General features: G+C 71.7%; 25 protein-coding genes. 12 read left to right on the top strand and 13 right to left on the bottom strand.

Annotated elements, in window-relative coordinates; translation table 11 throughout:
- Window positions 1-165 precede the first annotated feature (165 nt).
- The 3 genes from GTY56_RS04910 to GTY56_RS41510 all read right to left on the bottom strand — a co-directional run bounded on the left by GTY56_RS04910 (window position 166) and on the right by GTY56_RS41510 (window position 686).
- On the bottom strand, window positions 166-324 hold the full coding sequence (locus GTY56_RS04910) for a UBA domain-containing protein (protein WP_161362822.1): 159 nt from the start codon (window positions 322-324) through the stop codon (window positions 166-168).
- 192 nt (window positions 325-516) lie between these two features.
- Complete coding sequence (locus GTY56_RS41515) at window positions 517-573, bottom strand: hypothetical protein (protein ID WP_524540080.1); 57 nt, start codon at window positions 571-573, stop codon at window positions 517-519.
- Window positions 570-686 (bottom strand): hypothetical protein, encoded by a 117-nt coding sequence (locus GTY56_RS41510; protein ID WP_524540079.1) that lies wholly within the window; start codon window positions 684-686, stop codon window positions 570-572. The genes GTY56_RS41515 and GTY56_RS41510 overlap by 4 nt, the downstream gene beginning before the upstream one ends.
- Before the next feature lie 422 nt (window positions 687-1,108).
- Here GTY56_RS41510 and GTY56_RS04905 point away from each other — a divergent pair, with 422 nt between their 5' ends.
- A complete protein-coding gene (locus GTY56_RS04905) occupies window positions 1,109-1,330 on the top strand; it encodes a hypothetical protein (RefSeq protein ID WP_161362820.1) in 222 nt (73 codons plus the stop codon).
- 283 nt (window positions 1,331-1,613) lie between these two features.
- Here the strand turns inward: GTY56_RS04905 and GTY56_RS04900 are convergent, their stop codons facing one another.
- Both GTY56_RS04900 and GTY56_RS04895 read right to left on the bottom strand, forming a co-directional pair.
- The gene (locus GTY56_RS04900; protein ID WP_161362819.1) at window positions 1,614-2,261 is read right to left on the bottom strand and encodes a hypothetical protein; all 648 of its coding nucleotides are present in this window, start codon (window positions 2,259-2,261) and stop codon (window positions 1,614-1,616) included.
- 413 nt (window positions 2,262-2,674) lie between these two features.
- On the bottom strand, window positions 2,675-3,553 hold the full coding sequence (locus GTY56_RS04895) for a LysR substrate-binding domain-containing protein (RefSeq protein ID WP_161362817.1): 879 nt from the start codon (window positions 3,551-3,553) through the stop codon (window positions 2,675-2,677).
- Between the two features lie 160 nt (window positions 3,554-3,713).
- On the opposite strand from GTY56_RS04895, the gene GTY56_RS04890 reads away from it, so the two are divergent.
- On the top strand, window positions 3,714-4,727 hold the full coding sequence (locus GTY56_RS04890) for a bile acid:sodium symporter family protein (RefSeq protein WP_161362845.1): 1,014 nt from the start codon (window positions 3,714-3,716) through the stop codon (window positions 4,725-4,727).
- On the opposite strand, the gene GTY56_RS04885 is transcribed toward GTY56_RS04890, so the two are convergent.
- From GTY56_RS04885 to GTY56_RS04875, 3 genes are all read right to left on the bottom strand, one after another.
- Entirely contained in the window at window positions 4,663-5,898 is a 1,236-nt protein-coding gene (locus tag GTY56_RS04885; RefSeq protein ID WP_161362815.1) for a DUF5005 domain-containing protein, read from the bottom strand. The genes GTY56_RS04890 and GTY56_RS04885 overlap by 65 nt on opposite strands.
- Window positions 5,899-5,909: 11 nt before the next feature.
- A complete protein-coding gene (locus GTY56_RS04880) occupies window positions 5,910-7,781 on the bottom strand; it encodes a sialidase family protein (RefSeq protein WP_161362813.1) in 1,872 nt (623 codons plus the stop codon).
- 156 nt (window positions 7,782-7,937) lie between these two features.
- Window positions 7,938-8,855 (bottom strand): quinone oxidoreductase family protein, encoded by a 918-nt coding sequence (locus GTY56_RS04875; protein ID WP_161362811.1) that lies wholly within the window; start codon window positions 8,853-8,855, stop codon window positions 7,938-7,940.
- A gap of 104 nt (window positions 8,856-8,959) precedes the next feature.
- Here GTY56_RS04875 and GTY56_RS04870 point away from each other — a divergent pair, with 104 nt between their 5' ends.
- A complete protein-coding gene (locus GTY56_RS04870) occupies window positions 8,960-9,397 on the top strand; it encodes a MarR family winged helix-turn-helix transcriptional regulator (RefSeq protein ID WP_161362809.1) in 438 nt (145 codons plus the stop codon).
- A gap of 97 nt (window positions 9,398-9,494) precedes the next feature.
- Here the strand turns inward: GTY56_RS04870 and fdhD are convergent, their stop codons facing one another.
- From fdhD to GTY56_RS04845, 5 genes are read right to left on the bottom strand one after another with little or no spacing between them, the layout of a single operon-like run.
- Complete coding sequence (gene fdhD / locus GTY56_RS04865) at window positions 9,495-10,379, bottom strand: formate dehydrogenase accessory sulfurtransferase FdhD (RefSeq protein ID WP_161362808.1); 885 nt, start codon at window positions 10,377-10,379, stop codon at window positions 9,495-9,497.
- A gap of 7 nt (window positions 10,380-10,386) precedes the next feature.
- A complete protein-coding gene (locus GTY56_RS04860; protein WP_161362806.1) occupies window positions 10,387-11,247 on the bottom strand; it encodes a 2Fe-2S iron-sulfur cluster-binding protein in 861 nt (286 codons plus the stop codon).
- Window positions 11,244-13,076 carry an NAD(P)H-dependent oxidoreductase subunit E gene (locus GTY56_RS04855; protein WP_161362804.1) on the bottom strand — a complete coding sequence of 611 codons (1,833 nt, stop codon included), beginning with the start codon at window positions 13,074-13,076 and terminating at the stop codon, window positions 11,244-11,246. Before GTY56_RS04855 ends, GTY56_RS04860 begins: the two co-directional genes overlap by 4 nt.
- A gap of 6 nt (window positions 13,077-13,082) precedes the next feature.
- Window positions 13,083-15,002 carry a molybdopterin oxidoreductase family protein gene (locus GTY56_RS04850; RefSeq protein ID WP_161362802.1) on the bottom strand — a complete coding sequence of 640 codons (1,920 nt, stop codon included), beginning with the start codon at window positions 15,000-15,002 and terminating at the stop codon, window positions 13,083-13,085.
- Window positions 14,999-15,970, bottom strand: coding sequence for a 2-dehydropantoate 2-reductase (locus tag GTY56_RS04845; RefSeq protein WP_161362800.1), 972 nt, complete (start codon window positions 15,968-15,970; stop codon window positions 14,999-15,001). Before GTY56_RS04845 ends, GTY56_RS04850 begins: the two co-directional genes overlap by 4 nt.
- A 235-nt stretch (window positions 15,971-16,205) precedes the next feature.
- Between GTY56_RS04845 and GTY56_RS04840 the strand changes: the two genes are divergently transcribed.
- The 9 genes from GTY56_RS04840 (at window position 16,206) to GTY56_RS04805 (ending at window position 25,935) form a co-directional block, all read left to right on the top strand.
- Entirely contained in the window at window positions 16,206-17,537 is a 1,332-nt protein-coding gene (locus GTY56_RS04840; RefSeq protein ID WP_161362798.1) for an OFA family MFS transporter, read from the top strand.
- Complete coding sequence (locus GTY56_RS39775; RefSeq protein ID WP_202509746.1) at window positions 17,506-17,646, top strand: MFS transporter small subunit; 141 nt, start codon at window positions 17,506-17,508, stop codon at window positions 17,644-17,646. Before GTY56_RS04840 ends, GTY56_RS39775 begins: the two co-directional genes overlap by 32 nt.
- A gap of 169 nt (window positions 17,647-17,815) precedes the next feature.
- The gene (locus tag GTY56_RS04835) at window positions 17,816-18,754 is read left to right on the top strand and encodes a beta-ketoacyl-ACP synthase III (protein WP_161362796.1); all 939 of its coding nucleotides are present in this window, start codon (window positions 17,816-17,818) and stop codon (window positions 18,752-18,754) included.
- Window positions 18,755-18,901: 147 nt separating this feature from the next.
- A complete protein-coding gene (locus GTY56_RS04830) occupies window positions 18,902-19,579 on the top strand; it encodes a GntR family transcriptional regulator (RefSeq protein ID WP_161362794.1) in 678 nt (225 codons plus the stop codon).
- A 204-nt stretch (window positions 19,580-19,783) separates the two neighbouring features.
- Entirely contained in the window at window positions 19,784-20,965 is a 1,182-nt protein-coding gene (locus tag GTY56_RS04825; RefSeq protein WP_161362844.1) for an ROK family transcriptional regulator, read from the top strand.
- 105 nt (window positions 20,966-21,070) lie between these two features.
- Window positions 21,071-22,588 (top strand): sugar ABC transporter ATP-binding protein, encoded by a 1,518-nt coding sequence (locus tag GTY56_RS04820; protein ID WP_161362792.1) that lies wholly within the window; start codon window positions 21,071-21,073, stop codon window positions 22,586-22,588.
- Window positions 22,585-23,604: an ABC transporter permease gene (locus tag GTY56_RS04815; protein WP_161362790.1), complete on the top strand. Its 1,020-nt coding sequence runs from the start codon at window positions 22,585-22,587 to the stop codon at window positions 23,602-23,604. Before GTY56_RS04820 ends, GTY56_RS04815 begins: the two co-directional genes overlap by 4 nt.
- A 17-nt stretch (window positions 23,605-23,621) precedes the next feature.
- A complete protein-coding gene (locus GTY56_RS04810; protein WP_161362788.1) occupies window positions 23,622-24,668 on the top strand; it encodes a substrate-binding domain-containing protein in 1,047 nt (348 codons plus the stop codon).
- A gap of 55 nt (window positions 24,669-24,723) precedes the next feature.
- On the top strand, window positions 24,724-25,935 hold the full coding sequence (locus GTY56_RS04805; protein ID WP_161362786.1) for a Gfo/Idh/MocA family protein: 1,212 nt from the start codon (window positions 24,724-24,726) through the stop codon (window positions 25,933-25,935).
- Window positions 25,936-25,938: the final 3 nt, after the last annotated feature.

Here is a 25,938-nt window from a genome sequence, read left to right as displayed (position 1 = left end):
CGCCAGAGGTGTTACGGCCCCTGTCACGCTGCCTGTCACGCCCGTCGGGTAGCCACGCGGCAGCACCCGTTGAATGTCCACATTGGGGAGGTTCCAGGGACCGGATGGGTGCCGCCCGCAGCTGACGCCACTCGATGACCAGCTGACGCGCCGGCGACCTAGCGGTCAGCCGCCGAGTGCGACCAGGGCCGAAACTGGGTCGCCGTCGTTGGCACGCAGCAACTTGACGGCTTCCTCCCTGCTGACACCGCCCTGGATGGCGACAATGTCGATCTCGTGTTCGCTGAAATTTGCGTCCTCGTCAGCGTTTGCGTGATCGCTCATTCCCTTGACTCCTTTCAACGGCAGGCGCGGCCGGTCGGCTGCACACTGGTCCCAAACTAGGAGCACCTGCCTGCCACATGATCATTGCCGCAACGGATAGGCACGGACGAGCGACGATCCCGCGCCCAAATGGGGGGCGAGCCGCGCCCCGGCAAGGGATCGCACACGCCGGCCCCCACCCGCACGGCGAGATCACCCGTCGAGGTAGCCCAGCTCCGTGTCCGGTCTGCACGCCCCGCACGCCTTCACTCCGTCGGCGACCGCCCGCAGCGCTTCGTCCCGGCTCCGATGCCATGGACGCGCTTGCCGGAGTTCCAGCAGTCGCCGACGTGGACCTGGACCGGCGGCGCGTCTCGGTTCAGGCCCTGTTCCAGTAGCCAGCCGGGCGGCTTCGGCCGGTGCTCGCGTCCGTACGCCGGTTCGCGCTCCCGCTGCTCGGCCCGGGCGATCGCCTGCCGTACCTCGTCGAGGGTGAGCGCGAGCCACGTCTCCAGGGTGCGGTGTCCTGTGTCATCGAACCTTGAGCGCGTGCCATCGAAGTTTGACCGACACTTCCCTTGGTCAGGGCGCTACGGTGCCGTGCGGGTCTTCGGATCCTCACGCTCGACCGCGCAAGTCGTCAGTCGCCCAGCCGGCCCGGCTCGGCCATCGCGTCGGTTCCCTGGGTCGGTCGGCGCTTGGCTCGGCGGATCGTCCGAGTGATTTTCGTGCTCTGTCAGTGACGCGGGTTTCGTGTTGCACGTTCGTGAGTTGATCACTTTCAACCGCTCTGAAGGAGCCCTTCATGCGCATGCGTTCTGTGCTCATTACCACCGCGCTCACGGCGTCCGCTGTGCTCGGCAGTGCTGCCACGGCAAGCGCCGCCCCCGCCGACCCCTTGCATGCCCTCGCCGCCCTGCCGTTCGGAGCCGCAGACGCAATCCTCAACGGTTTGTTGAATGCGGGGGGGAGTCTCTTGGAAGCGCTCGGCTTGCTTAGCAACGGCGCCTTGGGCTTGCTCGGCTGACGTCTCCTGCCGTCGAGTGCCAGCCGCATGGCTTGGCGGTGTTGGGCCCCTGAGGGCACACAAAGCCTTCGGATCCTCACGCTCGACTGCGTCGGCCGTGCGGTTGCTCACCTGGGCCCGGCTCGGCCTCGTGAGGCTTGGACCTGCGGTGATCAAACTTCGATGACGCAAACGCGCGTTACTTGAGGTTCGTTGACAGGCGGCCAATGCTCGATGGCACACGACAATGGGCTCCAGAACCCCGCCATGGGGCCGATTCGGCGTGACAGCGTGACACCCCTGCTCAGCAGCAAAGCCGACCTGTCACACTCCGTGTCGGCTGTTCTGTGCCAGCGAAGCTTGATCGCGTGTCATCGAAGATTGGCGTGTCCCGGGGTGCGGCGAGCTTGGCGTGGCGTGCCCCGACGGCCGGGGGGGCTTGCGGCTTCGCGGGGTATGCGTCGACAGGGACGAGGTTGAAGTACTGGGTCGGCGTCTCGCTGTTGCACATCTCCAGCGTCGGAAACCCCCTCTCGACGGTGCCGTCCGTTGCCGGAGCCGTCAGGCAGCGCCCGTCTCCGCTCTTCAAGCGGGTGTGGGTTGTGCCGTCGTCCGCCGTCACCGCCTCCTGCTGGAAGCCCTGGTACGGGGACAGTGAGTCGTTGGAGGGGATGCAGGGTCGCACATACAGATAGTCGTCGCCGTACTTCCAGGTGCCCCCCAGGCACTCGCCGCGCTCGCCCGCACCGGCGCACCGGCCGCCGATGGCGACCTCGAGTTCGCCGGCCGTCTCGCCCAGGCCGACCCAGACGCCACGAACGCGCTCGCCGCCTGGCTCGACCACGTCCTCGCGCCCGCCGAACTGGCGGAAGCGGGAGCAGGCGAGGACGGTGCGCGGTGAGCGCGACGACCACGTGGTGGCCACATGGGTGCAGCCGACCGGCTGCGGCACCCGGTACGAGGATCTGACGGCCGAGCGGTCCGGCCCGTACTCGGGCCGCCGGCGATGTCCCCGGTTCGGCGCCGGGCGGCAGCCCGTGCAGGACCTCCGGGATGTGCCCCTCCCACCACAGGGCCTTCTCCCTCACCGGCGTCGGGAACGTCTCCAGCAGCGACGCCGCCGGCAGCGGCTGACGCACCGGGACGTCGACGGCCGCGAAGTCCTCCCCCTGCAGCAGCGCGGCCAACTCGACGGCGACCGCCGGCCCGTCCGTCTCGGCCAGCGTGACCGTCGTCGTGGTCACCGCGGTCACCGCGCGGACCTGCCCGCCGAAGCGGACCCAGGCCCCGACCTCGATCCCCGCCGGCCGCCGCATCCCGTTCACCGGCCCCGCGGAGACCGGCGGATTGTGTCACTCCGGTGCGTCACAGCCCCTTGCGCTCGGTGCGGCGCAGCCGGTCCCCGCCCGCCAGGATCGCCGCCGTCAGAGCGTCAGCCGCGCCCTGGGCGGAGGACCGGCGGCGGCCGTGGACGAGCACGAAGTCGACCTGGCCCAGCTCCGGCAGCCCCGCCCGGTCCGGGACCCGGACGAGACCCGGCGGGATGAGGCCGCGGGAGTGCGCCATCACGCCGAGGCCGGCCCGTGCCGCCGCGACGAGGCCGTTGAGGCTGCCGCTGGTGCACACCACCCGCCACTGCCGCCCCTGCCGCTCCAGCGCCTCCAGGGCGAGCGCGCGGGTGATGCCCGGCGGCGGGTAGACGATGAGCGGCACCGGACGGTCCGGGTCGAGCCGGAGGCGTTCCGCGCCGATCCACACCAGCCGGTCGTGCCGGACCAGCTCGCCCCGCGGGTCCTCGGGCCGCCGCTTGGCCAGGACCAGGTCCAGCTTCCCGGCGGCCAGCTGCTCGTGCAGCGTGCCCGACAGCTCGACCGTCAGCTCCAGGTCGACCTCCGGGTGCTCGTGCCGGAAGCCCTCCAGGATCTCCGGCAGCCGGGTCAGCACGAAGTCCTCCGATGCGCCGAAGCGCAGCCGGCCGCGCAGCCGGGTGCCCGCGAAGAACGCCGCCGCCTGCTCGTGCACCTCCAGGATCCGGCGCGCGAAGCCGAGCATGGCCTCGCCGTCCTCCGTCAGCTCCACCGAGTGCGTGTCCCGGGCGAACAGCGTCCGCCCGGCGGCGGCCTCCAGCCGCCGCACGTGCTGGCTGACCGTCGACTGCCGCAGTCCGAGGCGGCGCGCGGCCTGCGTGAAGCTCAGCGTCTGCGCCACCGACAGGAACGTGCGCAACTGGGCCGGGTCGTACATGGCGCCAGGTTATCGCGGAACGTGATGGCAGTGAGAGTGGTATACGGGATTCCCGATCGCCGGGTGGGGGAGCACGATGGAAGGGGGCCGCTGCGGCCCCGGACCGACCGAAGTACCAAGCAAGTGGAGCACCGTGAAACGCCTGCACTGGCCGAGCTGGATGCCGATCGACCCCTACATCCTGCTTCTCCTCGGGACGGTGGGCCTCGCCGCCCTGTTCCCGGCACGCGGGCCGGCCGCGGACGTCGCCTCCGGTGCCTCCACGGCCGCGGTGGCCCTGCTGTTCTTCCTGTACGGCGCCCGGCTGTCCACCCGTGAGGCGCTCGACGGCCTGCGCCACTGGCGGCTCCACATCACCGTCCTGGCCTGCACCTTCCTCGTCTTCCCCCTGCTCGGACTCGCGGCCCGCGGGCTCGTGCCGGTGATCCTGACGCACCCGCTCTACCAGGGCCTGCTCTTCCTGACGCTGGTCCCGTCGACCGTCCAGTCGTCGATCGCCTTCACCTCCATGGCCCGCGGCAACGTGCCCGCCGCCATCTGCGCGGGCTCCTTCTCCTCCCTGGTCGGCATCGTCGCCACCCCGCTGCTGGCCGCATCGCTGCTCGGCGGCAGCGGGGGCGGATTCTCCGCCGACTCGCTGCTGAAGATCGTGCTGCAACTGCTGGTCCCCTTCCTCGCCGGGCAGCTGCTGAGGCGCTGGATCGGCGGCTTCGTCACCCGCCACAAGCGGGTCCTCGCCCTGGTCGACCGAGGCTCGATCCTGCTCGTCGTCTACACCGCGTTCAGCGTGGGCGTGGTCCAGGGCATCTGGCGCCAGGTCAGCCCCGCGCGGCTGGGCGGCCTGGTCGTCGTCGAGGCGGTCGTCCTCGCCGTGATGCTGCTGCTCACCTGGTACGGCGGCAAGGCGCTGCGCTTCGGCCGGGCGGACCGGATCGCGATCCAGTTCGCCGGCTCGAAGAAGTCCCTGGCCGCCGGACTGCCCATGGCGAGCGTCCTGTTCGGCGCGCAGGCGGCGCTCGCCGTGCTGCCGCTGATGCTCTTCCACCAGATGCAGCTGATCGTGTGCGCGGTGATCGCCAAGCGGCGCGCGCGGGAAGCGGCGGCGGAGGTCAGCGCGGCGCAGCCAGCCGCAGCGACACGAACCGCGGTCGGTACAGGGACACGTTCCGGCTGAGCCGGTCGGCGGCGCCCGTCATCTCCAGCCAGTTGACGTCGTAGCTCAGGACGAGCCGCCCCTCACCGCTCAGCACCGGATGCGCCTGCGGGTTGTAGGCGGCCACCTGCCCCTGCGGCAGCGGCGGGCTGAACTCCTTCGCCGGACCGTGCCACGGCCCGGCGGGGGAGCAGGCCCAGTAGGACGCCACGGTGGTCAGCCCCTTCGGGCCGGCGGCCATCGTGAACAGCACGTACGTGCCGCCGTCCCGGACGACCGAGAAGGCGCTGCCCACGCCCTTGCGCCGCTCGTCCCCGAGCACCGGCCGGGGCCGGGCCCGGGGCACCCACGCCGAGCCGCTCCAGTACTGCCATGCCGCCGGGTCCGCGAGCGCGCCCTCGGGGACCCGGGCCGCGTACGCGTGCGAGACGGGGCGGGCGGCGGGCCGGCCGTCGTCGCCGCCGAACACATAGGTCCAGCCGCCCTCCTCGACCAGCGTGGTGCCGAACAGCACCCGCCGGGACGGGTCGGCGACCGGCCGCTGGTCGAGCACCTCGGTGACCGACTCCAGGCGCAGCCCGGGCAACGACAGGGTGGCGACCTCGGTCGCGGTGGGCACGCCGTAGATCCAGGGGGACTGTCCCGCCGTGCGCACCCACAGCAGCACCCGGACGACCTGCTCGGAGGAACCGGGGGAGCGGGGTTCGACGCGGGCGGCGACCGGCCAGCGCCACTGGTTGGGCGCCGGGTCGGCGAACAGGGGGGCGGGCAGGGTGGATTCGAGGCGGCCGTCGCGCATCAGCACGGCGGAGTTGCGCACCAGCGGCGTGCCCGCGTCCCGCCAGGCGTAGGACTCGCCGTGCGGATTGGGCGGACCGTACACCCGGCCGAGATAGGTGTCCGAGAACAGCCACAGCACCCGGCCGTCCGGCAGCCGGACCGAGTGGGTGCCGTCACCGCCGGTCCAGTCGTCCGTGCGGCCCGGGTCGTCGCCGTAGCGGGCGAACTCGGCGGTGAGGCCGTCGTCCGCCTTCCAGGAGCCGACCGTCAGCGCCCGGCAGGCGTCGTCGTCCGGACCGTCGTCGCCGGGCAGGGCGATCAGCAGTGCGGCGCCGAGAACCAGGACCAGCAGCAGGCCGATCCCGGTTCCCGTGCGCTGTCGTGCACGTAATGCTCCTGAGTCGTCTGGCACGCCGTGTGACGTTAGTTGCTGCCGCGCACCTGGTCCATGGGCAGCCACAGCACCGTGCCCCGCGAGGCCGCGCCCGACGCGCCGGAGGCCAACTCCTGGTCGCTCAGGGCCCGGTTCCACACCCGGACGTCGTCGATCGCCCCCGTGAGGAACGCCCGGCTGTCCATGCGCTGGCCGATGTGCACGCCGAACGGGGAGTTGCGGCTGACCGAGCCCGGCACGTCCGCCGTGCCGATCGCCTCGCCGTCGAGGAAGAGCGTCAACTGCCCTCCGCCGCGGCGCAGGGCCAGGTGGTGCCAGCGGCCGTCGTTGTGGGCGCCGTCGGCCGAGACCGAGGCGGACCTGACGGTCGTCGCGCCGGACCGGGTGGTGATCAGCCCTCGGACCCGGTCGCCCGCCGGTTCCCCCCGCAGCCAGATCTGCGGCTGGGTGGTGCCGATGCCGCCCATCCACAGGAAGGGCTGCTCACCGGTCGTGGCCGTGTAGCGGAAGTGCAGCGAGGCCGTGAAGTCGCCTTCCCCGAGCGGGAGCCGGGACCGGTAGGGCAGCCGCACGGCGTCGTCGGTGCCGTCGAACGACAACGCACCGCCGCGGACACCGGCCGTGCGCCCGGCACCGCCGAGCACGGCCGCGGGCCTGGCGCCCGCCGCCGCGTCGCGCGTGGTCGGGTCGGCTCCCCGGCGCGGTTTCAGCCAGTCCTGCGTGAAGCGGGCGAAGCGGATCTCGTCGCGTGCGTCGACCGCGCCGCCCTCGTACAGCAGGCCCACCGCCCCGCCGCCCAGGGCCGCCATGTCGGAGTAGCCGGACCAGTCCGTGGTGACGACCGTGCCCCGGTCCACGCTCTCCCAGGTCCGTCCGCCGTCGTAGGAGGAGCGGACCATCATCGTGCGGCGGCGGTCGGGGTCGGCCGGGGCGGACAGCAGCATCCGGCCGCCGAGACGCAGGGTCGCGCCCTGGACCTGCGGGGTGTACAGGTCCGGAAGGTCGCGGAAGGGGGTGGCGAAGCTGTCGCCGCCGTCGAGGCTGAGGGTCTGGGAGCGGTGGCCCAGGTCGGTGCCGTCCTGCTCCCGGCCGCTGACGAGCAGGGCGCCGTCGGCGCGTTCGGTGAGCGTCACCTCGGACGGCTTCTGCCGGAACATGCCGTCCTGCGCTATGGGCCAGGTGTCCGTGGCACCGACCCGCCAGGAGTCGCCGCCGTCGTCGCTGACGACGAGCGCGGCGTGATTGGCGGAGACCCGGCTGCCGTTCCACGTCTCGCTGTTGACGCCGAACACCAGTCGCCCGGCGTGCTTGCCGCGGGTCAGCTGGATACCGTGCACGGGCCCGGTCGCGTACCAGGAGTTCCAGTGCTCGGGCAGGATCTCGCCGCTCAGATCGCGCGGCTCCGACCAGGTCCGGCCGTCGTCGTCGCTGTACTGAAGGTGCGGGGTGCGGTCGCAGGGGACGGAGCAGTTGCCGGCGTCCGTGCGGCCGGTGTTGAACGTCTCGGCCAGCAGGATCCGTCCCGTCCTGCGGTCCACGACGGGCGCCGGGTTGCCATGCGTGTCGCCCGCGCCCTCGGTGACCACCTGGAGCGGCCCCCAGGTGCGGCCGCCGTCGGTGGAGCGCTTGAGGACGATGTCGATGTCGGCGGCGTCACCGCAGTTGAGGACGCGGCCCTCGGCGAAGGCGAGCAGCGTGCCCCTGGTGGTGCGCACGATCGCCGGGATCCGGAAGCAGGCGTAGCCCGGGTCCCGGGACGCCTTGAAGAGCACCTGCTGGTCGAACTCGTGTACTGCGGAGGCTGATTGGCCGTGCGCCGGAGCGGTGGGCGCGAGCAGTGCCCCGGCGGCGACGGCGGCGGTCAGGGTGGATCTCAGACGTGCGCGAAGACTTGACGGCATGGTGCGGCCTGCCCTTCATGCGTCTGCCGGCTGGTGCGTCTGTCGGCTGGACCACCCGGGCATGGGAAAAGACATCCGGTCATCCAGACATCCCATGTCCAATGTGTGGGCCACAGACGGTACTTGGGTTCACGAACCCCCCACAAGAAGCGTGCGTCAGGGGATCAGGACGACCTTGCCCAGGTTGGACCGGCCCTCGATCTCCCCGTGCGCCTTCGTCGCGTCCTCCAGGGCGAACGCCCCGTGCACGGCCGGTCTGAGCTCCCCCGCCGCGAACAACCGCCACAGCTCCTCGCGCCACTGCTCGTACAGCTCCGGCTTCCCGCGGGCGACCCGGGCCATCTGGAACCCGATCACCGACTTGGCGTCCACGAGCAGGTCGTACGCCTGGATGGTGCCGCCGCCCGAGCTGTACGCCACCAGCCGCCCCTCGGGGACGAGCGCGTGCAGGGCCGGGGTGAGCAGCTCTCCGCCGACCGCGTCCAGGACGTAGTCGACCGGTGTGCCCCAGCCGGTGTCGCCGTACGCGATGACGTGGTCGGCGCCGAGGGCCCGGACGAAGTCGGCCTTGGCGGGGTCGGAGACGGCTCCCACGACCCGTCCGGCGCCGCGCGTCCTGGCCAGCTGCACGGCCAGGTGACCGACGCCGCTCGCGGCCGCGGTGACCAGGGCCGCCTCGCCCGGCTGGGGGCGGGCCGCCTCCAGGGCGCCGAGCGCGACCAGGCCGCTGCGGACCAGGGCGACCGCGTCGACGGCGCCCGCGTCCGCCGGAATCGGAGAGGCCATGGTTTCGTGCAGCAGCGCGAAGTCGGCGTAGCCGTGGCCCAAGCACAGGCCCGTCACCCGGTCGCCGGTGCCGAAGCGGGTGACGCCCTCACCGACGGCCGCGACCTCCCCGGCGACCTCGCCTCCGAGGGGCCCGGGCTCGTCCGCCTCGCTGACCTTGCGGACGACCGGGAGCGTGACGCCGATCGCCTCCGCGCGCACGAGCAGCTCCCCGGGGCCCGGTGCGGGCAGCGGTGCCTCTTCCACGAACAGGGGGCCGCCTCGGGATTCGTAGCGGACGCGGCGCATCGCACCCTCCGGAGTCGTTGGTGATCCCAACGGATTCATTGGGGAGACCAACGGTATAGGAGGATCATAGGAAGAACCAACGATGGTGTGGTTAGGCTGCGGCCATGTCGGAAGCCCCCCTCACCGCGATCCGCTCCCTGCCCAGCTGGCTGCTCGGCCGTGCCGCCGCCCGCGGGAGGGCCCTGGTGGCCGCGGCGCTGGCCGAGGAGGACATGCGGATGTGGCACCACGTGGTGCTGTCCGCCGTCCGCGACCTCGGGCCCGTCGCCCAGGCCGACCTCGGCCGCGGCGTCCGGCTGGACCCGAAAGACCTGGTCGGAGTCCTCAACGACCTCCAGGCGGCGGGCCTGGTGGTACGCGAGCCGGACCCACGGGACCGCCGCAAGAACGCGGTGTCCCTCACCGCGCGGGGAGGCCGGCTGCTGAAGCGCTGCGAGGTGGCGGCCCGCGCGGCCAACGACGAACTGCTCGCACCGCTGTCGGCGGCCGAGCGGGAGCAGTTCATGGCCATGCTGCTCCGGATATCCGCCACGGCCGACTAGGCGGGACGCCCCGGGCAGGCCGAGACGGGGCCCCTGCGGCGCAGGGGGCGCTCCCCGCCGGTCGGGGCCCCGCCGCCGTGTCGCGGAGGGAACCTGTTCAGCCCTGGGCGGCCGCGGCCCGCAGAGCGATCCGGTCCTCACCCGCGTACACGTTCATGGAGCTGCCCCGCAGGAAGCCCACCAGCGTCAGACCCGTCTCGGCCGCGAGGTCCACCGCCAGCGAGGACGGCGCCGACACGGCCGCCAGGACCGGCATGCCGGCCATCACGGCCTTCTGCGCCAGCTCGAAGGAGGCCCGGCCCGAGACGAGCAGGATCGCCCGGGACAGCGGCAGCTCCCCGTTCTGCAGGGCACGGCCGACCAGCTTGTCGACCGCGTTGTGCCGGCCCACGTCCTCCCGGACGTCCAGCAGCTCGCCCTCCTCCGTGAACAGGGCCGCGGCATGCAGGCCCCCCGTCCGGTCGAAGACCCGCTGGGCCGCGCGCAGCCGGTCGGGCAGGCTCGCGAGCAGCTCGGGGGAGACCCGGACCGGGGGAGTGTCGGCGATGGGGAAGCGGGCCGTGGTGCGCACCGCGTCCAGCGACGCCTTGCCGCACAGCCCGCAGGACGACGTCGTGTAGACGTTGCGCTCCAGCGTGATGTCCGGGACCACGACGTCCGGGGCCGTCTGGACGTCGACCACGTTGTACGTGTTCACCCCTCCCCCACTCTCGGCTCCGCTCGAGCGGGAGGTGCCCCCAGCCGTGGCGCCCGCGCAGTAGACGATGTTCCGCAGGTCCGACTGCGCGCCCAGCACCCCCTCGCTCACCAGGAAGCCCGCCGCCAGGGCGAAGTCGTCGCCCGGGGTGCGCATGGTGATCGCCAGCGGCTTTCCGTTGAGCCGGATCTCCAGGGGTTCCTCGGCGACGAGGGTGTCCGGGCGGCTGGAGACCGCGCCGTCGCGGATGCGGAGAACCTTGCGTCGTTCCGTGACTCGTCCCATGTCCTGATCAGTCCCGGTTCTGTACGTGCTGGTAGCCGAAGCGGCCCTTGATGCAGAGGTTGCCGTGGGTCACCGGGTTGTCGTGCGGCGAGGTGACCTTCACGATCTCATTGTCCTGCACGTGCAGCGTCAGGTTGCAGCCCACTCCGCAGTACGCGCACACCGTGGTCGTCTCCGTCTGGGCGGACTCGTCCCAGGTGCCCGCCGCCCGCATGTCGAACTCGGACTTGAACGACAGCGCGCCCGTCGGGCACACCTCGATGCAGTTGCCGCAGTACACGCACGCCGAGTCGGTGAGCGGCGCGTCGTGCTCCACCGCGATCCGGGCGTCGAAGCCGCGCCCCGCGACCGAGATCGCGAAGGAGTTCTGCCACTGGTCGCCGCAGGCGTCGACGCACTTGTAGCAGAGGATGCACTTGCCGTAGTCGCGCACGTACAGGTCGTTGTCGACCTTCGGCTCCTCGTTCAGCCGGGCCGCGTCCGGGCCGAAGCGGTCCGGTTTCGCCTCGTACTCCCTGAGCCACCCGGCGACCTGCGGGGTCGTCGACAGGTCGACCGAGGACGCGAGCAGTTCCAGGACGACCTTGCGGCTGTGCCGGGCGCGCTCGGTGTCCGTGCGGACCTCCATGCCCGGCTCCGCCTTGCGCGAGCAGGCCGGCACGAGCGTCCTGGACCCCTCGACCTCGACCACACAGACCCGGCAGGCGTTCTTCGGGCGCAGGGTGTCGCCCTCGCACAGGGTCGGGACGTCCTTCCCGGCCACCCGGCAGGCGTCCAGGACGGTCGAGCCCTCAGGGACCCGGGCCTCCTCGCCGTCGAGGGTGAACTCCAGCATGCGGCGCGGGATCCCCAGCGGTGTGACGGTCATGCGTACGCCCCCAGACGGTCGATGGCGGATTCCACGGCGTTCCACGCGGTCTGCCCGAGACCGCAGATCGAGGCGTCCCGCATCGCGCGGCCGACCTCCCGCAGCAGCGCGATGTCCCCGGCGGCGTCGGCGCCCGTGCGCTCCACGATCCGGTGCAGCGCCTCCTCCTGCCGTACCGTCCCGACCCGGCACGGCACGCACTGACCGCACGACTCGTCCCGGAAGAACTCCGCGATGCGCAGCAGCAGCCGGGGCAGGGGCACGCTGTCGTCGAAGGCCATGACGACTCCGGAGCCCAGGGTCGCGCCGGTATCGCGCGTGCCTTCGAAGGTGAGCGGGATGTCCAGCTCGTCGGCCCGCACGAAACCGCCCGCGGCTCCGCCGAGCAGCACCGCCCGCAGCCCCTCGCGCACCCCGGCCAGGGTGAGGACGTCCCCGAGCGTCGCGCCGAAGGGCACCTCGTAGACACCGGGCCGCTCCACGCTCCCGGACACGCAGAACAGCTTCGGCCCGGTGGAGCGGCCGGTGCCGATCGCCGCGTACGCCGGGGCTCCCATGGTCAGGATCGGCAGGACGTTCACCAGCGTCTCGACGTTGTTCTCGACCGTCGGCTTGCCGAACAGGCCCTTCTCCACCGGGAACGGCGGCTTGGAGCGGGGCTCGCCCCGGTAGCCCTCGATGGAGTTGAACAGGGCCGTCTCCTCACCGCAGATGTAGGCGCCGGCGCCGCGCCGGATCTCGATGTCGAAGGCGTACCCCTGCCCGAGCACGTCGTCGCCGAGCATTCCGCGGGCACGGGCCTGCGCGATCGCGTGCTCCAGCAGGCGCAGGGCGCGCGGGTACTCGCCGCGCAGGTAGAGGTAGCCCTTGTGGGCGCCGGTCGCGTACCCGGCGATCGTCATCGCCTCGACGAGCGCGTACGGGTCGCCCTCCATGAGCACCCGGTCCTTGAAGGTGCCCGGCTCCGACTCGTCGGCGTTGCAGACGACGTAGTGCGGACGGTCGGGCCGGGACGCCGTGGCCTGCCACTTGCGGCCGGTGGGGAACGCGGCGCCGCCACGCCCGACCAGGCCCGAGTCGGTGACCTCGCGGATCACCCCGGCGGGGCCCAGCTCGAAGGCCCGGCGCAGGGCGGTGCAGCCGCCGTGGGCGCGGTAGTCGTCGAGGGACGACGGGTCGACCACGCCGACGCGGCGCAGCAGCATCAGACCGTCCTGCCCCGCCTGGGGCACCGCCGGCGCGGCCGGTGTCTCCTCGGGCGCGGAACCGGGCGAGGAGGCGGCGAGTACGGCCTCCTCGACGGTCGCCGGCGCCGAGACCGCCGTACGGACGGGATCCCCGGCCTTGATCGCGAGCGCCGCGGGGGCCCGCTCGCACAGACCCAGGCACGGGCTGCGCTCGACGCTCACCCCGCTGCCGGGTCCCAGCCGCGCCTCGATCCCGGCACACAGCTCCGGCGCCCCGGCCGCCGCGCACGCCAGGTCCGTGCACACGTGCAGCACGGTCGCCGGACGCGGCTTGAGGGAGAACATGGCGTAGAACGTGGCGACCCCGTAGGCCTCCGCCGGGGGCACGGTCAGCCGCCGGCACAGGTAGTCGAGGGCGCCCTCGCTGATCCAGCCGATCCGGTCGTTGACGGCGTGCAGCCCCGGCAACAGCAGGTCGCGCCGGTCCCGGGCCGCACGTCCGCCACGGGCCCACCGCAGGTCGGCGGCTCGCATCTCGTCGCGGGCGGCGCCCTCCCAGGAGGACTCGGGAGGCCCGAGCAGGGCGTCGACGGCCGCCCGTTCCTCGTCCGTCGGTTTGCTGTCACCGAAGTGCAGGTCCACAGTGCGTCACCCCACGATGGTCGCGATGGGCAGCTTCTCGATCCGGATCGCCGACGCCTTGAACTCCGCCGTCCCCGCGATCGGGCAGTTCGCCTCGATCGTCAGGGCGTTGGTGTCCACCTCGTCGGGGAAGTGCATGGTCATGAAAGCGAGGCCGGGCCGCAGTGCGGTGTCCACCCACACGGGAGCGGTCACCGACCCGCGCCGCGAGGTCACCTGGACCTGCTCGCCGACCACGACCCCGTAGTGCTCGGCGTCCTCCGGGCTCAGCTCGATGAACTCGCCGCGCCTGAGCGGCGAGGCGTAACCGCCGCTCTGCACACCGGTGTTGTACGAGTCGAGCCGCCTCCCGGTGGTGAGCCGGATCGGATACCGGTCGTCGGTGAGGTCCACGGGCGGGTCGTGCTGCACGAGACCGAAGGGCGCGAGCGGGCCGCGCCGGGAGGGATCGGTCTCCCACAACCGGCCGTGCAGGTAGGTGGGTTCGAGGGCGTCCGTGCTCGGGCAGGGCCACTGGATGCCCTGGTGCTCCTCCAGGCGCTCGTACGTCATGCCGTAGTGGTCGGGCGAGACGGCCCGCAGCTCGTTCCACACCGTCTCGGCATCCGCGTACTTCCAGTCGTGGCCGAGGCGGGCGGCGAGGTCGCAGAGGATGTCGATGTCCTCGCGGGCCTCGCCGGGCGGGGCGACGGCCTTGCGGACCCGCTGGACCCGTCGTTCGCTGTTGGTGGTCGTGCCGTCGGTCTCCGCCCAGCCGGCGGTGGCCGGCAGGACGACGTCCGCGAGCTCGGCGGTCTTCGTGAGGAAGATGTCCTGCACGACCAGGAAGTCCAGAGCCTTCAGCCGCCGCACGGCCTGCTCGCTGTCGGCCTCGGACTGGGCCGGGTTCTCGCCGATGCAGTAGACGGCCTTGAGGCTGCCGTCCTCCATGGCCTCGAACATCTCCGTGAGGTTCAGGCCGTAGTGCGGCTGGATCACCGTGTCCCAGGCCGACTCGAACTTGAGCCGCACCTCCGGGTCGAGGATGTCCTGGAAGCCGGGCAGCCGGTTGGGGATCGCGCCCATGTCGCCGCCGCCCTGCACGTTGTTCTGCCCGCGCAGCGGTTGCAGGCCCGAGCCGTAGCGGCCGACGTGCCCGGTGAGCAGCGACAGGTTGATCAGGGCGCGGACGTTGTCGGTGCCGTTGTGGTGCTCGGTGATGCCGAGGGTCCAGCACAACTGGGCCCGCTCCGCACGGGCGTAGGCGTGCGCCAGCTCGCGGATCGCCGCCGCCGGTACGCCCGTCACCTTCTCGGCGAGCGACAGGGTCCATGGCTCGACCAGGGCCTTGTACTCCTCGAAGCCGCTGGTCGCCCGCGCGATGAACGCCTCGTTGGCGAGCCCCGCGTGGATGATCTCGCGGCCGATCGCGTGGGCCATCGGGATGTCCGTGCCGACGTTGAGCCCCATCCAGCTCTCCGCCCACTCGGCGGTCGAGGTGCGGCGCGGATCGACCGCGTACATCCGGGCGCCGTTCCTGATCCCCTTCAGCACGTGCTGGAAGAAGATCGGGTGCGCGAAGCGGGCGTTGGAGCCCCACATCACGATGACGTCGGTGTGCTCGATCTCCTCGTACGACGACGTGCCGCCGCCGGAGCCGAACGCCGCCGACAGGCCCGCCACGCTCGGGGCGTGACAGGTGCGGTTGCAGGAGTCGACGTTGTTGGTGCCCATCACGACGCGGGCGAACTTCTGCGCCACGTAGTTCATCTCGTTGGTGGCGCGGGCGCAGCTGAACATGCCGAAGGCGTCGCGGTTGCGTCCGAGGCCCAGGGCGGCCCGGTCAAGGGCCTCCTCCCAGGTGGCCTGCCGGAACGGCTCGTCGCGGGAGTCCCGGACGAGCGGGTGCGTCAGACGGGTGTAGGTCTTCGGTTGCCGTTTCCTCATGCGGCGCTCCTCAGCGCGAGCAGGTCCGAGATGGCGTGCACGGTGCGCAGGGTGGGCACCTCCACGCCGGTGATCTCCGCCAGCTCGACGACCGCCGCGAGCAGCACGTCCAGTTCGAGCGGCTTGCCGCGCTCCAGGTCCTGGAGCGTGGAGGTGCGGTGGTCGCCGACCCGCTCGGCACCGGCGAGTCGGCGCTCGATGGAGACCCCGGCCTCGCAGCCGAGGGCCTCGGCGACCGCCAGCGTCTCGGTCATCATGATCTCGATGACCTTGCGGGTGCCGCCGTGCAGGCACATCTGCCGCATGGTCGCGCGGGCCAGTGCGCTGATCGGGTTGAACGAGATGTTGCCGAGCAGCTTGACCCAGATGTCGCTCCGCAGATCGGGCTCGACCGGGCACTTCAGGCCGCCCGCCCGCATGGCCTCGCTGAACGCGAGGCAGCGCGCGGAGCGGCTGCGGTCCGGCTCACCGATGGAGAACCGCGTGCCCTCCAAGTGGCGTACGAGACCCGGGCCTTCGAGTTCGGTCGCGGCGTAGACGACACAACCGATGGCCCGTTCGGGCGCGAGCACCGCACTGACCGCGCCGTCCGGGTCGACACTCTCGACACGCCGGCCGTCGTACGGGCCGCCGTGCCGGTGGAAGTACCACCAGGGGATGCCGTTCTGGGCCGCGACGACCGACGTCGTCTCGTGCAGCAAAGGCGCGATCAGCGGCCCGCACGCCGCGTACGCGTTGGCCTTCAGGCCCAGGAAGACATGGTCGACCGGGCCGACTTCGGCCGGGTCGTCGGTGGCGTGGGGGTGCGCGGTGAAGTCGCCGCGTGGGCTGCGCACCCGGACTCCGTGCTGCCTCATGGCCGCCAGATGCGGTCCACGGGCGATGAGATGCACCTCGGCACCCGCGCGGTGGAGCGCGGCGCCGACGTAGGCGCCGATGGCGCCGGCGCCGAGAACTGCGACTTTCACGGGAACACTCCGTTCGGTTTGAGGGATACCGCGGAGGTGGCTGCCGTCCGGCCGCCCGACGGGTCGCGTATGGCTCGCGGACGGCTTGTGTCGACGAAATATTGTCTACAGTATGGAGGTTGGGGCGGCAAGGGTTCGTGCGCCGACCGTTCGGCGCATGCTGGATACCGCTCACCGCATACCGTCGACGCGCCGCCTTCTCAACTCCCCCGCGGATCCCTACCGTCCGGGGTTCATGAGTCCCCCAGTCGCACCCCCGGGCTGGAGCCGCTGGCTCGTTCCGCCCGCCGCTCTCTCCGTCCATCTCTCCATCGGCCAGGCCTACGCCTGGAGCGTGTTCAAACCGCCCCTGGAGTCCGCGCTCGGCCTCAGCGGCACCCAGAGCGCCCTGCCCTTCCAGCTGGGCATCGTCATGCTGGGCCTGTCGGCCGCGTTCGGCGGCACGCTCGTGGAACGCAAGGGCCCGCGCTGGGCGATGGCCGTCGCCCTGGTCTGCTTCTCCTCGGGCTTCCTGCTCTCCGCGCTGGGCGCGTCCCTGGAGCAGTACTGGCTGATCGTGTTCGGCTACGGCTTCGTCGGCGGCATCGGCCTCGGCATCGGCTACATCTCGCCCGTCTCCACCCTGATCAAGTGGTTCCCGGACCGGCCGGGGATGGCCACCGGCATCGCCATCATGGGCTTCGGCGGCGGCGCGCTCATCGCCTCGCCGTGGTCGGCCCAGATGCTGGAGTCGTTCGGCGGCGACAGCTCCGGCATCGCGCTGGCCTTCCTCGTGCACGGGCTGTCGTACGCGGTGTTCATGCTGCTGGGCGTGCTCCTGGTCCGGGTGCCTCGCACCGAGAGGCCCGTGGAGGGCGGGCCGAGTGTTCTCGTCGGCCCGCAGGTCTCAGCGAACCAGGCCATCCGCACGCCGCAGTTCTGGTGCCTGTGGATCGTGCTCTGCATGAACGTCACCGCCGGCATCGGCATCCTGGAGAAGGCCGCGCCGATGATCACGGACTTCTTCGCGGACACCTCCACACCGGTCTCGGTGACCGCAGCCGCCGGCTTCGTCGCGCTGCTGTCCGCGGCCAACATGGCCGGCCGCATCGGCTGGTCGTCGACGTCCGACCTCATCGGCCGCAAGAACATCTACCGCGTCTACCTGGGCGTCGGTGCGCTCATGTACGCGCTCATCGCCCTCTTCGGCGACTCCTCCAAGCCCCTGTTCGTCCTGTGCGCGCTCGTCATCCTCTCCTTCTACGGGGGTGGTTTCGCCACGGTTCCGGCCTATCTGAAGGATTTGTTCGGCACCTACCAGGTCGGCGCCATCCACGGGCGGCTGCTCACCGCCTGGTCCACGGCCGGGGTGCTCGGCCCGCTGATCGTGAACTGGATCGCCGACCGGCAGGAGGAGGCGGGCCGGCACGGCGCGTCCCTGTACGGACTGTCCTTCGTGATCATGATCGGGCTGCTCGTCGTCGGCTTCGTCGCCAACGAACTGGTCCGGCCCGTCGACCCCCGCCACCACGTCCCCGCCCCGAAGGAGGCCGCCCGTGCCGAGCACCAGCAGTCAGAGTCCGCCTAGCCCGGACCGGCGGTGGCTGATCGCCTTCGCCTGGGTGTGGGTGGGTGTGCCGCTCGCCTACGGGCTGTATGAACTCGTCCGGAAGGCGACGCAGCTGTTCACCGGGTAGGCGCCGGTGCCCCGGGCGGACGTTCGACAGGTGCCCGGGCGTCCAGGGTGCTGACGGAAGCTGACAACCCCGGCGCCCGTTTCCTGTTGCCTTGGCTGCCGCCGTACCCGTGAGTCACTGATCAGACTGGGGGATCCGCTACCCAAGGCAACGAGGGGGATCCACCCAGATGAACGGCTCGCGCATCGCCGCCGTCGGCCACTACCAGCCCGCCAAGGTGCTCACCAACGAGGACCTGGCGGGCCTGGTCGACACCAGTGACGAGTGGATCAGGAGCCGGGTCGGCATCCGCACGCGCCACATCGCGGGCCCCGACGAGCCGGTCGACGAGCTGGCCGCCCACGCCGCCGCCAAGGCCCTGGCCGCCGCCGGCCTGAGCCCGGCCGACATCGACCTGGTGCTGGTCGCCACCTCCACCGCCATCGACCGCTCGCCCAACATGGCCGCCCGGGTCGCGGCCCGCCTGGGCATCCCGCAGGCCGCCACCATGGACCTCAACGTCGTGTGCGCCGGCTTCACCCACGCCCTGGCCACCGCCGACCACGCCGTCCGCGCGGGGGGCGCGAGCCGGGTGCTGGTCATCGGGGCCGACAAGATGTCCGAGGTGGCCGACTGGAGCGACCGCACCACGTGCGTGCTCGTCGGTGACGGAGCGGGCGCAGCGGTGGTGGAGGCCGCCGGCGAGCAGGGCATCGGGCCGGTGCTGTGGGGCTCGGTGCCCGAGATGGGCAACGCGGTGCGCATCGAGGGCACCCCGCCGCGCTTCGCCCAGGAGGGGCAGAGCGTCTACCGCTGGGCCACCACGCAGCTGCCGCCCATCGCGCGCCGGGCCTGCGAGCGGGCCGGTCTGGAGCCGGCCGACCTCGCCGGAGTCGTGCTGCACCAGGCGAACCTGCGCATCATCGAACCCCTCGCGGAGAAGATCGGCGCCGTCAACGCCGTCGTCGCGCGCGATGTCACGGAGTCCGGCAACACCTCGGCCGCGAGCATCCCGCTGGCCTTCTCGAAGCTCATCGAGCAGGGGGCCGTCGCCACGGGCGACCCGGTGCTGCTGTTCGGCTTCGGCGGGAACCTGTCGTACGCGGGGCAGGTCGTGCGCTGCCCCTGAGCCGCGGGGTGGTGTGACGCGGTCAACTCCCCGGAACGCTGGCTCTTGTGCGCCGTAGACTGTAGACGAAAGACAATCAATACTGACTCTGCGGCGATACCGGCTCGCGCCGCGCTGTGCACGGCCCTGCCGAGGAGGGGGACCGCGATGCTGTCGACAGGCCTGCCCCAAGGGGCGGTACCCAAGCTGGAACGCCCGGGTCCGCTGCGCGACCGTGTCTACGAGGCACTGCTCGAACTCATCACCACCCGTGCGCTCCAGCCCGGCCAGCACCTCGTCGAGAGCGAACTCGCCGGGCATCTCGGCGTCTCCCGGCAGCCCGTGCGGGAGGCGCTCCAGCGGCTCAACACCGAGGGATGGGTCGATCTGCGGCCAGCCCAGGGTGCGTTCGTGCACGAGCCGACGGAGGAGGAGGCCGACCAGCTCCTCACGGTCCGTACGCTCCTGGAGGCCGAGGCGGCCCGGCTCGCGGCGGCGGGCGCGAACAGCGCGGGCATCGCCGCCCTGGAAGCGCTGTGCGCTCAGGGCGAGAAGGCCGTCGAGGCCGACGACGTGGACGGGGCCGTCGCCATGAACGCCCGCTTCCACGCCAAGATCATGGAGCTGGCCGGCAACGCGGTCCTCGCCGAACTCGCCGCCCAGGTCGACCGGCGTGTGCGCTGGTACTACACGCCGGTGGCCCGGCAGCGCGGCCACCAGTCCTGGATCGAGCACCGCGAACTGATCGCCGCGGTCGCCGACCGGGACGAACAGCGCGCCACCCAACTGATGCGCGCCCACACGGAGCACACGCGCCGGTCGTACCACGCGCGTTCGCGCTCGTAGCGCCCCACGCCACCGCACGGCCGCACCGCGGGCACCCGTCACCGCTTCTTTGTCCTGTGAGTGGAAAAAGTGGTGGGCAATTCCTGCGCGACTTCTTCCCACCTCCGGCAGCCGCTGCTACGTTCCCTCCGAAAGCACGCCACCGAGGTGGCGGAGAACCGGCGCGCACAGGCCGATCGAGGCGGGGAGGGGCTCGTGAGACGTATGACCGCGCGACCCGCGAACGCCCACCAGGCCCGGCTGCTCAGGCTGTTGCGCGACGGCGGCCCCAACTCCCGTGCCCAGCTGGGCGATCAGGTCGACCTCTCGCGGTCCAAGCTGGCCGTCGAGGTGGACCGGCTGCTGGAGACGGGACTGGTCGTGGCCGACGGACTCGCCGCCTCGCGCGGTGGCCGCCGTTCCCACAACATCCGGCTCAACCCCGAACTGCGCTTCCTCGGCGTCGACATCGGCGCGACCTCGGTCGACGTCGCCGTCACCAACGCCGAACTGGAGACCCTCGGGCACCTCAACCAGCCCATGGACGTGCGCGAAGGTCCCGTCGCGGTCTTCGAGCAGGTCCTCACCATGGCCGCCAAACTGAGGGCCTCCGGGCTCGCGGAAGGGTTCGACGGCGCCGGCATCGGCGTCCCGGGCCCGGTCCGCTTCCCCGAGGGCATCCCGGTGGCACCGCCGATCATGCCCGGCTGGGACGGCTTCCCCGTGCGGGAGGCGCTCAGCCAGGAACTCGGCTGCCCGGTCATGGTCGACAACGACGTGAACCTCATGGCGATGGGGGAGCAGCACGCGGGCGTCGCCCGCACCGTCGCCGACTTCCTCTGCGTCAAGATCGGCACCGGCATCGGCTGCGGCATCGTCGTCGGCGGTGAGGTCTACCGCGGTACGACGGGCAGCGCCGGCGACATCGGGCACATCCAGGCCGTCCCCGACGGGCGCCCCTGCGCCTGCGGCAACCGGGGCTGCCTGGAAGCCCACTTCAGCGGGGCGGCCCTGGCCCGCGACGCCGTGGAAGCCGCCCAGCAGGGGCTCTCGGCCGAACTGGCCTCGCGGCTGGAGACGAACGGCGGCCTCACCGCCGTCGACGTCGCCGCCGCGGCCTCCGCCGGTGACGCCACCGCCCTCGACCTGATCCGCGAGGGCGGCAACCGTACCGGCCAGGTCATCGCCGGCCTGGTCAGCTTCTTCAACCCGGGCCTGGTGGTGATCGGCGGCGGGGTGACCGGCCTCGGTCACACCCTGCTCGCCGCGATCCGCACCCAGGTCTACCGCCAGTCGCTCCCGCTCGCGACCGGCAACCTGCCCATCGTCCTGGGCGAGCTGGGCCCCACCGCCGGAGTCATCGGCGGTGCCCGGCTCATCAGCGACCACCTCTTCTCACCCGCGTAAGCACCGAGTCCAGTACGGCGTACCAGCACCGCCCCGCGCAGTGTCCTGCTCCGCTTCGCTCCGCCCTGCCCTGAAACCGGCCCGCACGCCCGCCAAGGGGACCTCATGGCACCAGAACCACCGCTGCTCAGCATGTCCGGCATCACCAAGTCGTTCCCCGGAGTCCGGGCCCTCGACGGCGTCGCTCTCGACGTCCAGGCCGGTGAGGTGCACTGCCTGCTCGGCCAGAACGGGGCCGGCAAGTCCACCCTCATCAAGGTGCTGGCCGGCGCCCACCAGCCCGACACAGGCGGCATCCGCTGGCGCGGCGAGGAGGTGACGCTCCGTTCGCCGATCGCCGCCATGCGCCTGGGCATCGCCACCATCTACCAGGAACTCGACCTGGTGGAGCACCTGTCGGTCGCCGAGAACGTGCACCTGGGACATGAGCCGACCACCGCCGGGTTCGTCGTCCGCGGCAAGACGGCCAGGGCGTCAACAGCCGCTCTGCTCAAACGACTTGGGCACCCCGAGATCGACCCGGCACGGCTGGTCGGGGAGCTGTCCGCGGCCCAGCAGCAGATCGTGTCCATGGCCCGGGCGCTCTCCCACGACGTACGGCTCATCGTGATGGACGAGCCGTCCGCCGCCCTCGACCCGGACGAGGTCGACAACCTCTTCCGCATCGTCGGCGACCTCACCGCCGCGGGAGTCGCCGTTGTCTACATCTCGCACCGCCTGGAGGAGATCCGCCGCATCGGCGACCGGGTGACGGTGCTGAAGGACGGCCGGGCCGTCGCGAACGGACTCCCGGCCAAGTCCACCCCGACCCGCGAGGTCGTCGCCCTGATGACCGGCCGCAACGTCGAGTACGTCTTCCCCGGCCGGCCCGTCTCCCCGCCGCCCGGCGAACCCGTCCTGAAGGTCCAAAACCTGTCCCGGCAAGGGGAGTTCGAGCCCTTCGACCTGGAGGTGCGGCCCGGAGAGATCGTCGGCCTCGCCGGACTCGTCGGCTCGGGCCGCTCCGAGATCCTGGAGACCGTCTACGGCGCCCGCAAACCGACGAGCGGTCAAGTACAGGTCGACGGCAGGGCCCTGAAGCCCGGCAGCGTACGGGCCGCCGTCCGGGCCGGACTCGGGCTCGCTCCCGAGGAACGCAAGGCGCAGGGCCTGCTGATGCTGGAGTCGGTCACCCGCAACGTGTCGGTCTCCTCCATGTCCCGCTTCGCACGCGCCGGCTGGATCGACCGGGGCGCCGAACTCGGCGCCGCCCGGGCCGCGACCCGCGAGCTGTCGCTGCGGCCCGACAACCCGTCCGTGCCCGTGCGCACCCTGTCCGGCGGCAACCAGCAGAAGGCGGTCCTCGCCCGCTGGCTGCTGCGCGGCTGCAAGGTGCTGCTGCTCGACGAACCCACCCGCGGCGTCGACGTGGGCGCCCGCGCCGAGCTCTACGCGGTCATCCGCCGGCTCGCCGACGAGGGCCTCGCCGTGCTGCTGGTCTCCAGCGAGGTGCCCGAGGTGCTCGGCCTCGCCGACCGCGTGCTGGTGCTGCGCGAGGGCCGGGTCGTCCACACGGCACCCGCGCGCGAGCTCGACGAACACCGCGTACTCGACCTGGTCATGGAAGGAAGCCCGGCGTCATGACGCAGCCCGTCTCCCCGCCGCTGGACAGCAGCACCGACAAGGTGCCCCAGGTCCGGCCCCCCGCCTGGCGCGGCCTGCTGTTCCGCGCCGACGTCCGCACGCTGTCCCTGCTCGGCGTACTCGCCGTGCTGATCCTCATCGGCGGCATCACCAAGCCCGACGAGTTCCTCGACACCCGCAACCTGCAACTCGTCCTCACCCAGGCGTCGGTCATCGGTGTCGTAACCGTCGGCATGACCTTCGTCATCATCTCCGGCGGCATCGACCTGTCGGTCGGCGCGATCGTGGCGCTCGCCTCCGTGTGGGCCACGACCGTCGCCACCCAGGAGTACGGCTTCGCCGGCATCCTCTTCACGGCGGTGGTCGTCGGCGTCGGCTGCGGCCTGGTCAACGGGGTGCTCATCGCCTACGGCGCGATGGTGCCGTTCATCGCCACCCTCGCGATGCTGGCCTCGGCCCGCGGCCTCGCCCTTCAGATCACCGACGGCAAGACGCAGATCGTCACCGTGCCCTCGGTCCTGGACCTCGGCGAGCGCGACGCCTACGTCCTCGGCATCCCGCCCCTGGTCATGGTGTTCGCCGTCGTCACGGTCATCGGCTGGCTGGTGCTCAACCGCACCACCTTCGGCCGGCGCACCGTCGCCGTCGGCGGCAACCCGGAGGCCGCCCGGCTCGCCGGGATCGACGTCCGCCGCCAGCGGCTCTACCTCTACCTGCTGTCCGGACTGTGCTGCGGCATCGCCGCCTTCCTGCTGATCGTCCTGGCCGGCTCCGGCCAGAACACCAACGGCAACCTCTACGAACTCGACGCCATCGCCGCCGCGATCATCGGCGGCACCCTCCTCACCGGCGGGCGGGGCACCATCACCGGCTCCGTGCTCGGCGTCCTGATCTTCACCACGATCACCAACATCTTCGCCCTGAACAACCTGCAGAGCGACGTCCAGCAGATCGCCAAGGGCGCGATCATCGTCGCCGCCGTGCTGGTCCAGCGCCGTACCGCGAGCACGACCTGAGGAAAGGGATCCCCGCCATGCCAGAGATCACGAGCCGCAGAGGGCTGCTCTTCGGGGCCGCCGCCGTCTCCGCCGGTGCCCTCATCACGGGGTGCACGAGCAACGAACCGTCCGACTCCGGGGACGAACCGGCCGGCAAGGACCAGCCGGTGGCCGACGACAAGCCCGGCAAGCAGGTCACCATCGGCTTCGCCGGACCCCAGGCGGACCACGGCTGGCTCAACGCCATCAACGACAACGCCAAGAGCCGCGCCGAGAAGTACTCCGACGTCACCCTGGAGATCACCGAGGGCTCCAACGACACCGCCCAGCAGATCGGCCAGATCGAGACCCTCATCAACAAGAAGGTCGACGTCCTGGTCGTGCTGCCCGCCGACGGCAAGGCCCTCACCCAGGTCGGCCTGAAGGCCATGCGTGCCGGCATCCCGGTCGTCAACCTCGACCGGATCTTCAACACCCCGCAGGCGTACCGCTGCTGGATCGGCGGCGACAACTACGGCATGGGTCTCAACGCCGGGCACTACATCGGCGAGAAGCTCAAGGGCAAGTCCGGCGCCCGCGTCATCGAACTGGCCGGCCTGGACAACCTGGAGCTCACCAAGCAGCGCACCCAGGGCTTCGACGACGCCCTGAAGAACTACCCCAACATCAAGAAGGTCGCCCGGCAGGCCGCCGAGTTCACCGTCGAGTCCGGGCAGGCCAAGATGGCCCAGCTGCTCCAGGCCCAGTCGAAGTTCGACGCGCTGTGGAACCACGACGACGACCAGGGCGTGGGCGCGCTGCGCGCCATCGAGCAGGCCGGGCGCGACGACTTCCTGATGATCGGCGGCGCCGGCGCGCTCTCCGCCTTCCAGGCCATCAAGCAGGACGACGGCGTGCTCAAGGCGACCGTGCTCTACCCGCCGACCATGGCCGCCTCCGCGATCGACCTCGCCCGTGCCCTCGGCCAGAGCAAGGGCATCGGAGGCCTCGCCGAGTTCGAGATCCCGTCGTCGCTCACGCTCTACTCGGCCGTCGTCGACAAGACCAACGTCGACCAGTACATGTCCACCGGCTTCAAGTGAGCCGCCCCGCACCCCCCACGTGCGCCACCCCGACCAGGACGAGGAGGACACCCGTATGGGACAGCCGCAGGAGCAGCCAGAGGGGACCGAGGCAGGCAAGCCACCCCTGCGCGTGGGGATGGTGGGCTACGCCTTCATGGGCGCCGCCCACTCCCAGGGCTGGCGCACCGCGGGCCGCGTCTTCGACCTGCCGCTGAACCCCGTGCAGGCCGTGATCTGCGGCCGGGACGCCACCGCCGTCCGCGCGGCGGCCGACCGGCACGGCTGGGCCTCCACGGAGACCGACTGGCGGGCCCTCGTCGAACGGGACGACGTCGACCTCGTCGACATCTGCACCCCCGGCGACAGCCACGCCGAGATCGCCCTGGCCGCCCTGGCCGCGGGCAAGCACGTGCTGTGCGAGAAGCCCCTGGCCAACACCGTCGAGGAAGCCACCTCGATGGTGCTGGCGGCCGAGGAGGCCCACGCACGCGGCCAGGTGGCGATGGTCGGCTTCAACTACCGCCGGGTGCCCGCCACCGCCCTGGCCCGCCGCATGGTCGCGGAAGGCCGCCTGGGCCGGCTGCGGCACGTGCGGGTGACGTACCTCCAGGACTGGCTGGTCGACCCGCAGTTCCCGCTGACCTGGCGGCTGCGCAGGGAGCAGGCCGGCTCGGGCTCGCTCGGCGACCTCGGGGCGCACATCGTCGACCTCGCGCAGTACCTGGTGGGGGAGCCGCTGGCGGGCGTCTCCGCGCTGACGGAGACCTTCGTAAGGGAGCGGCCCCTGCCCATCGGAGCGACGAGCGGACTGTCCGCCGTCACGTCCGCCGGCACCGGCCAGGTGACCGTCGACGACGCCGCCCTGTTCACGGCCCGCTTCCCCTCCGGTGCCCTCGCCTCCTTCGAGGCCACCCGCTACGCCACCGGCCGCAAGAACGCCCTGCGCATCGAACTCAACGGCGAGCGCGGCTCGCTCGCCTTCGATCTGGAGCGGCTCAACGAGCTGTCCTTCCACGACGGCGCCGAGCCCGGCGCCGAGGCCGGCTTCCGCCGCATCCTCGTCACCGAACCCGACCACCCCTACCTGGACGCCTGGTGGCCGCCGGGCCACGGCCTCGGCTACGAGCACACCTTCGTCCACCAGGCCCGCGACCTCGTCCACGCCATCGCCGAGGGCCACCGCCCCGAACCCTCCTTCGCCGACGGGCTGCAAGTGCAGCGCGTGCTCGCGGCGGTGGAGGAGAGCGCCGAGAAGAACTCCGTCTACACGCCGATCGCGGTCTGAGGA

Origin of the sequence: Streptomyces sp. SID5643 (genome assembly GCF_009872555.1) — a bacterium.
Classification (GTDB): domain Bacteria; phylum Actinomycetota; class Actinomycetes; order Streptomycetales; family Streptomycetaceae; genus Streptomyces; species Streptomyces iakyrus.
The sequence above is the reverse complement of the archived record's forward strand: the minus strand, read 5'-3'. Positions and strand labels throughout refer to the sequence as shown.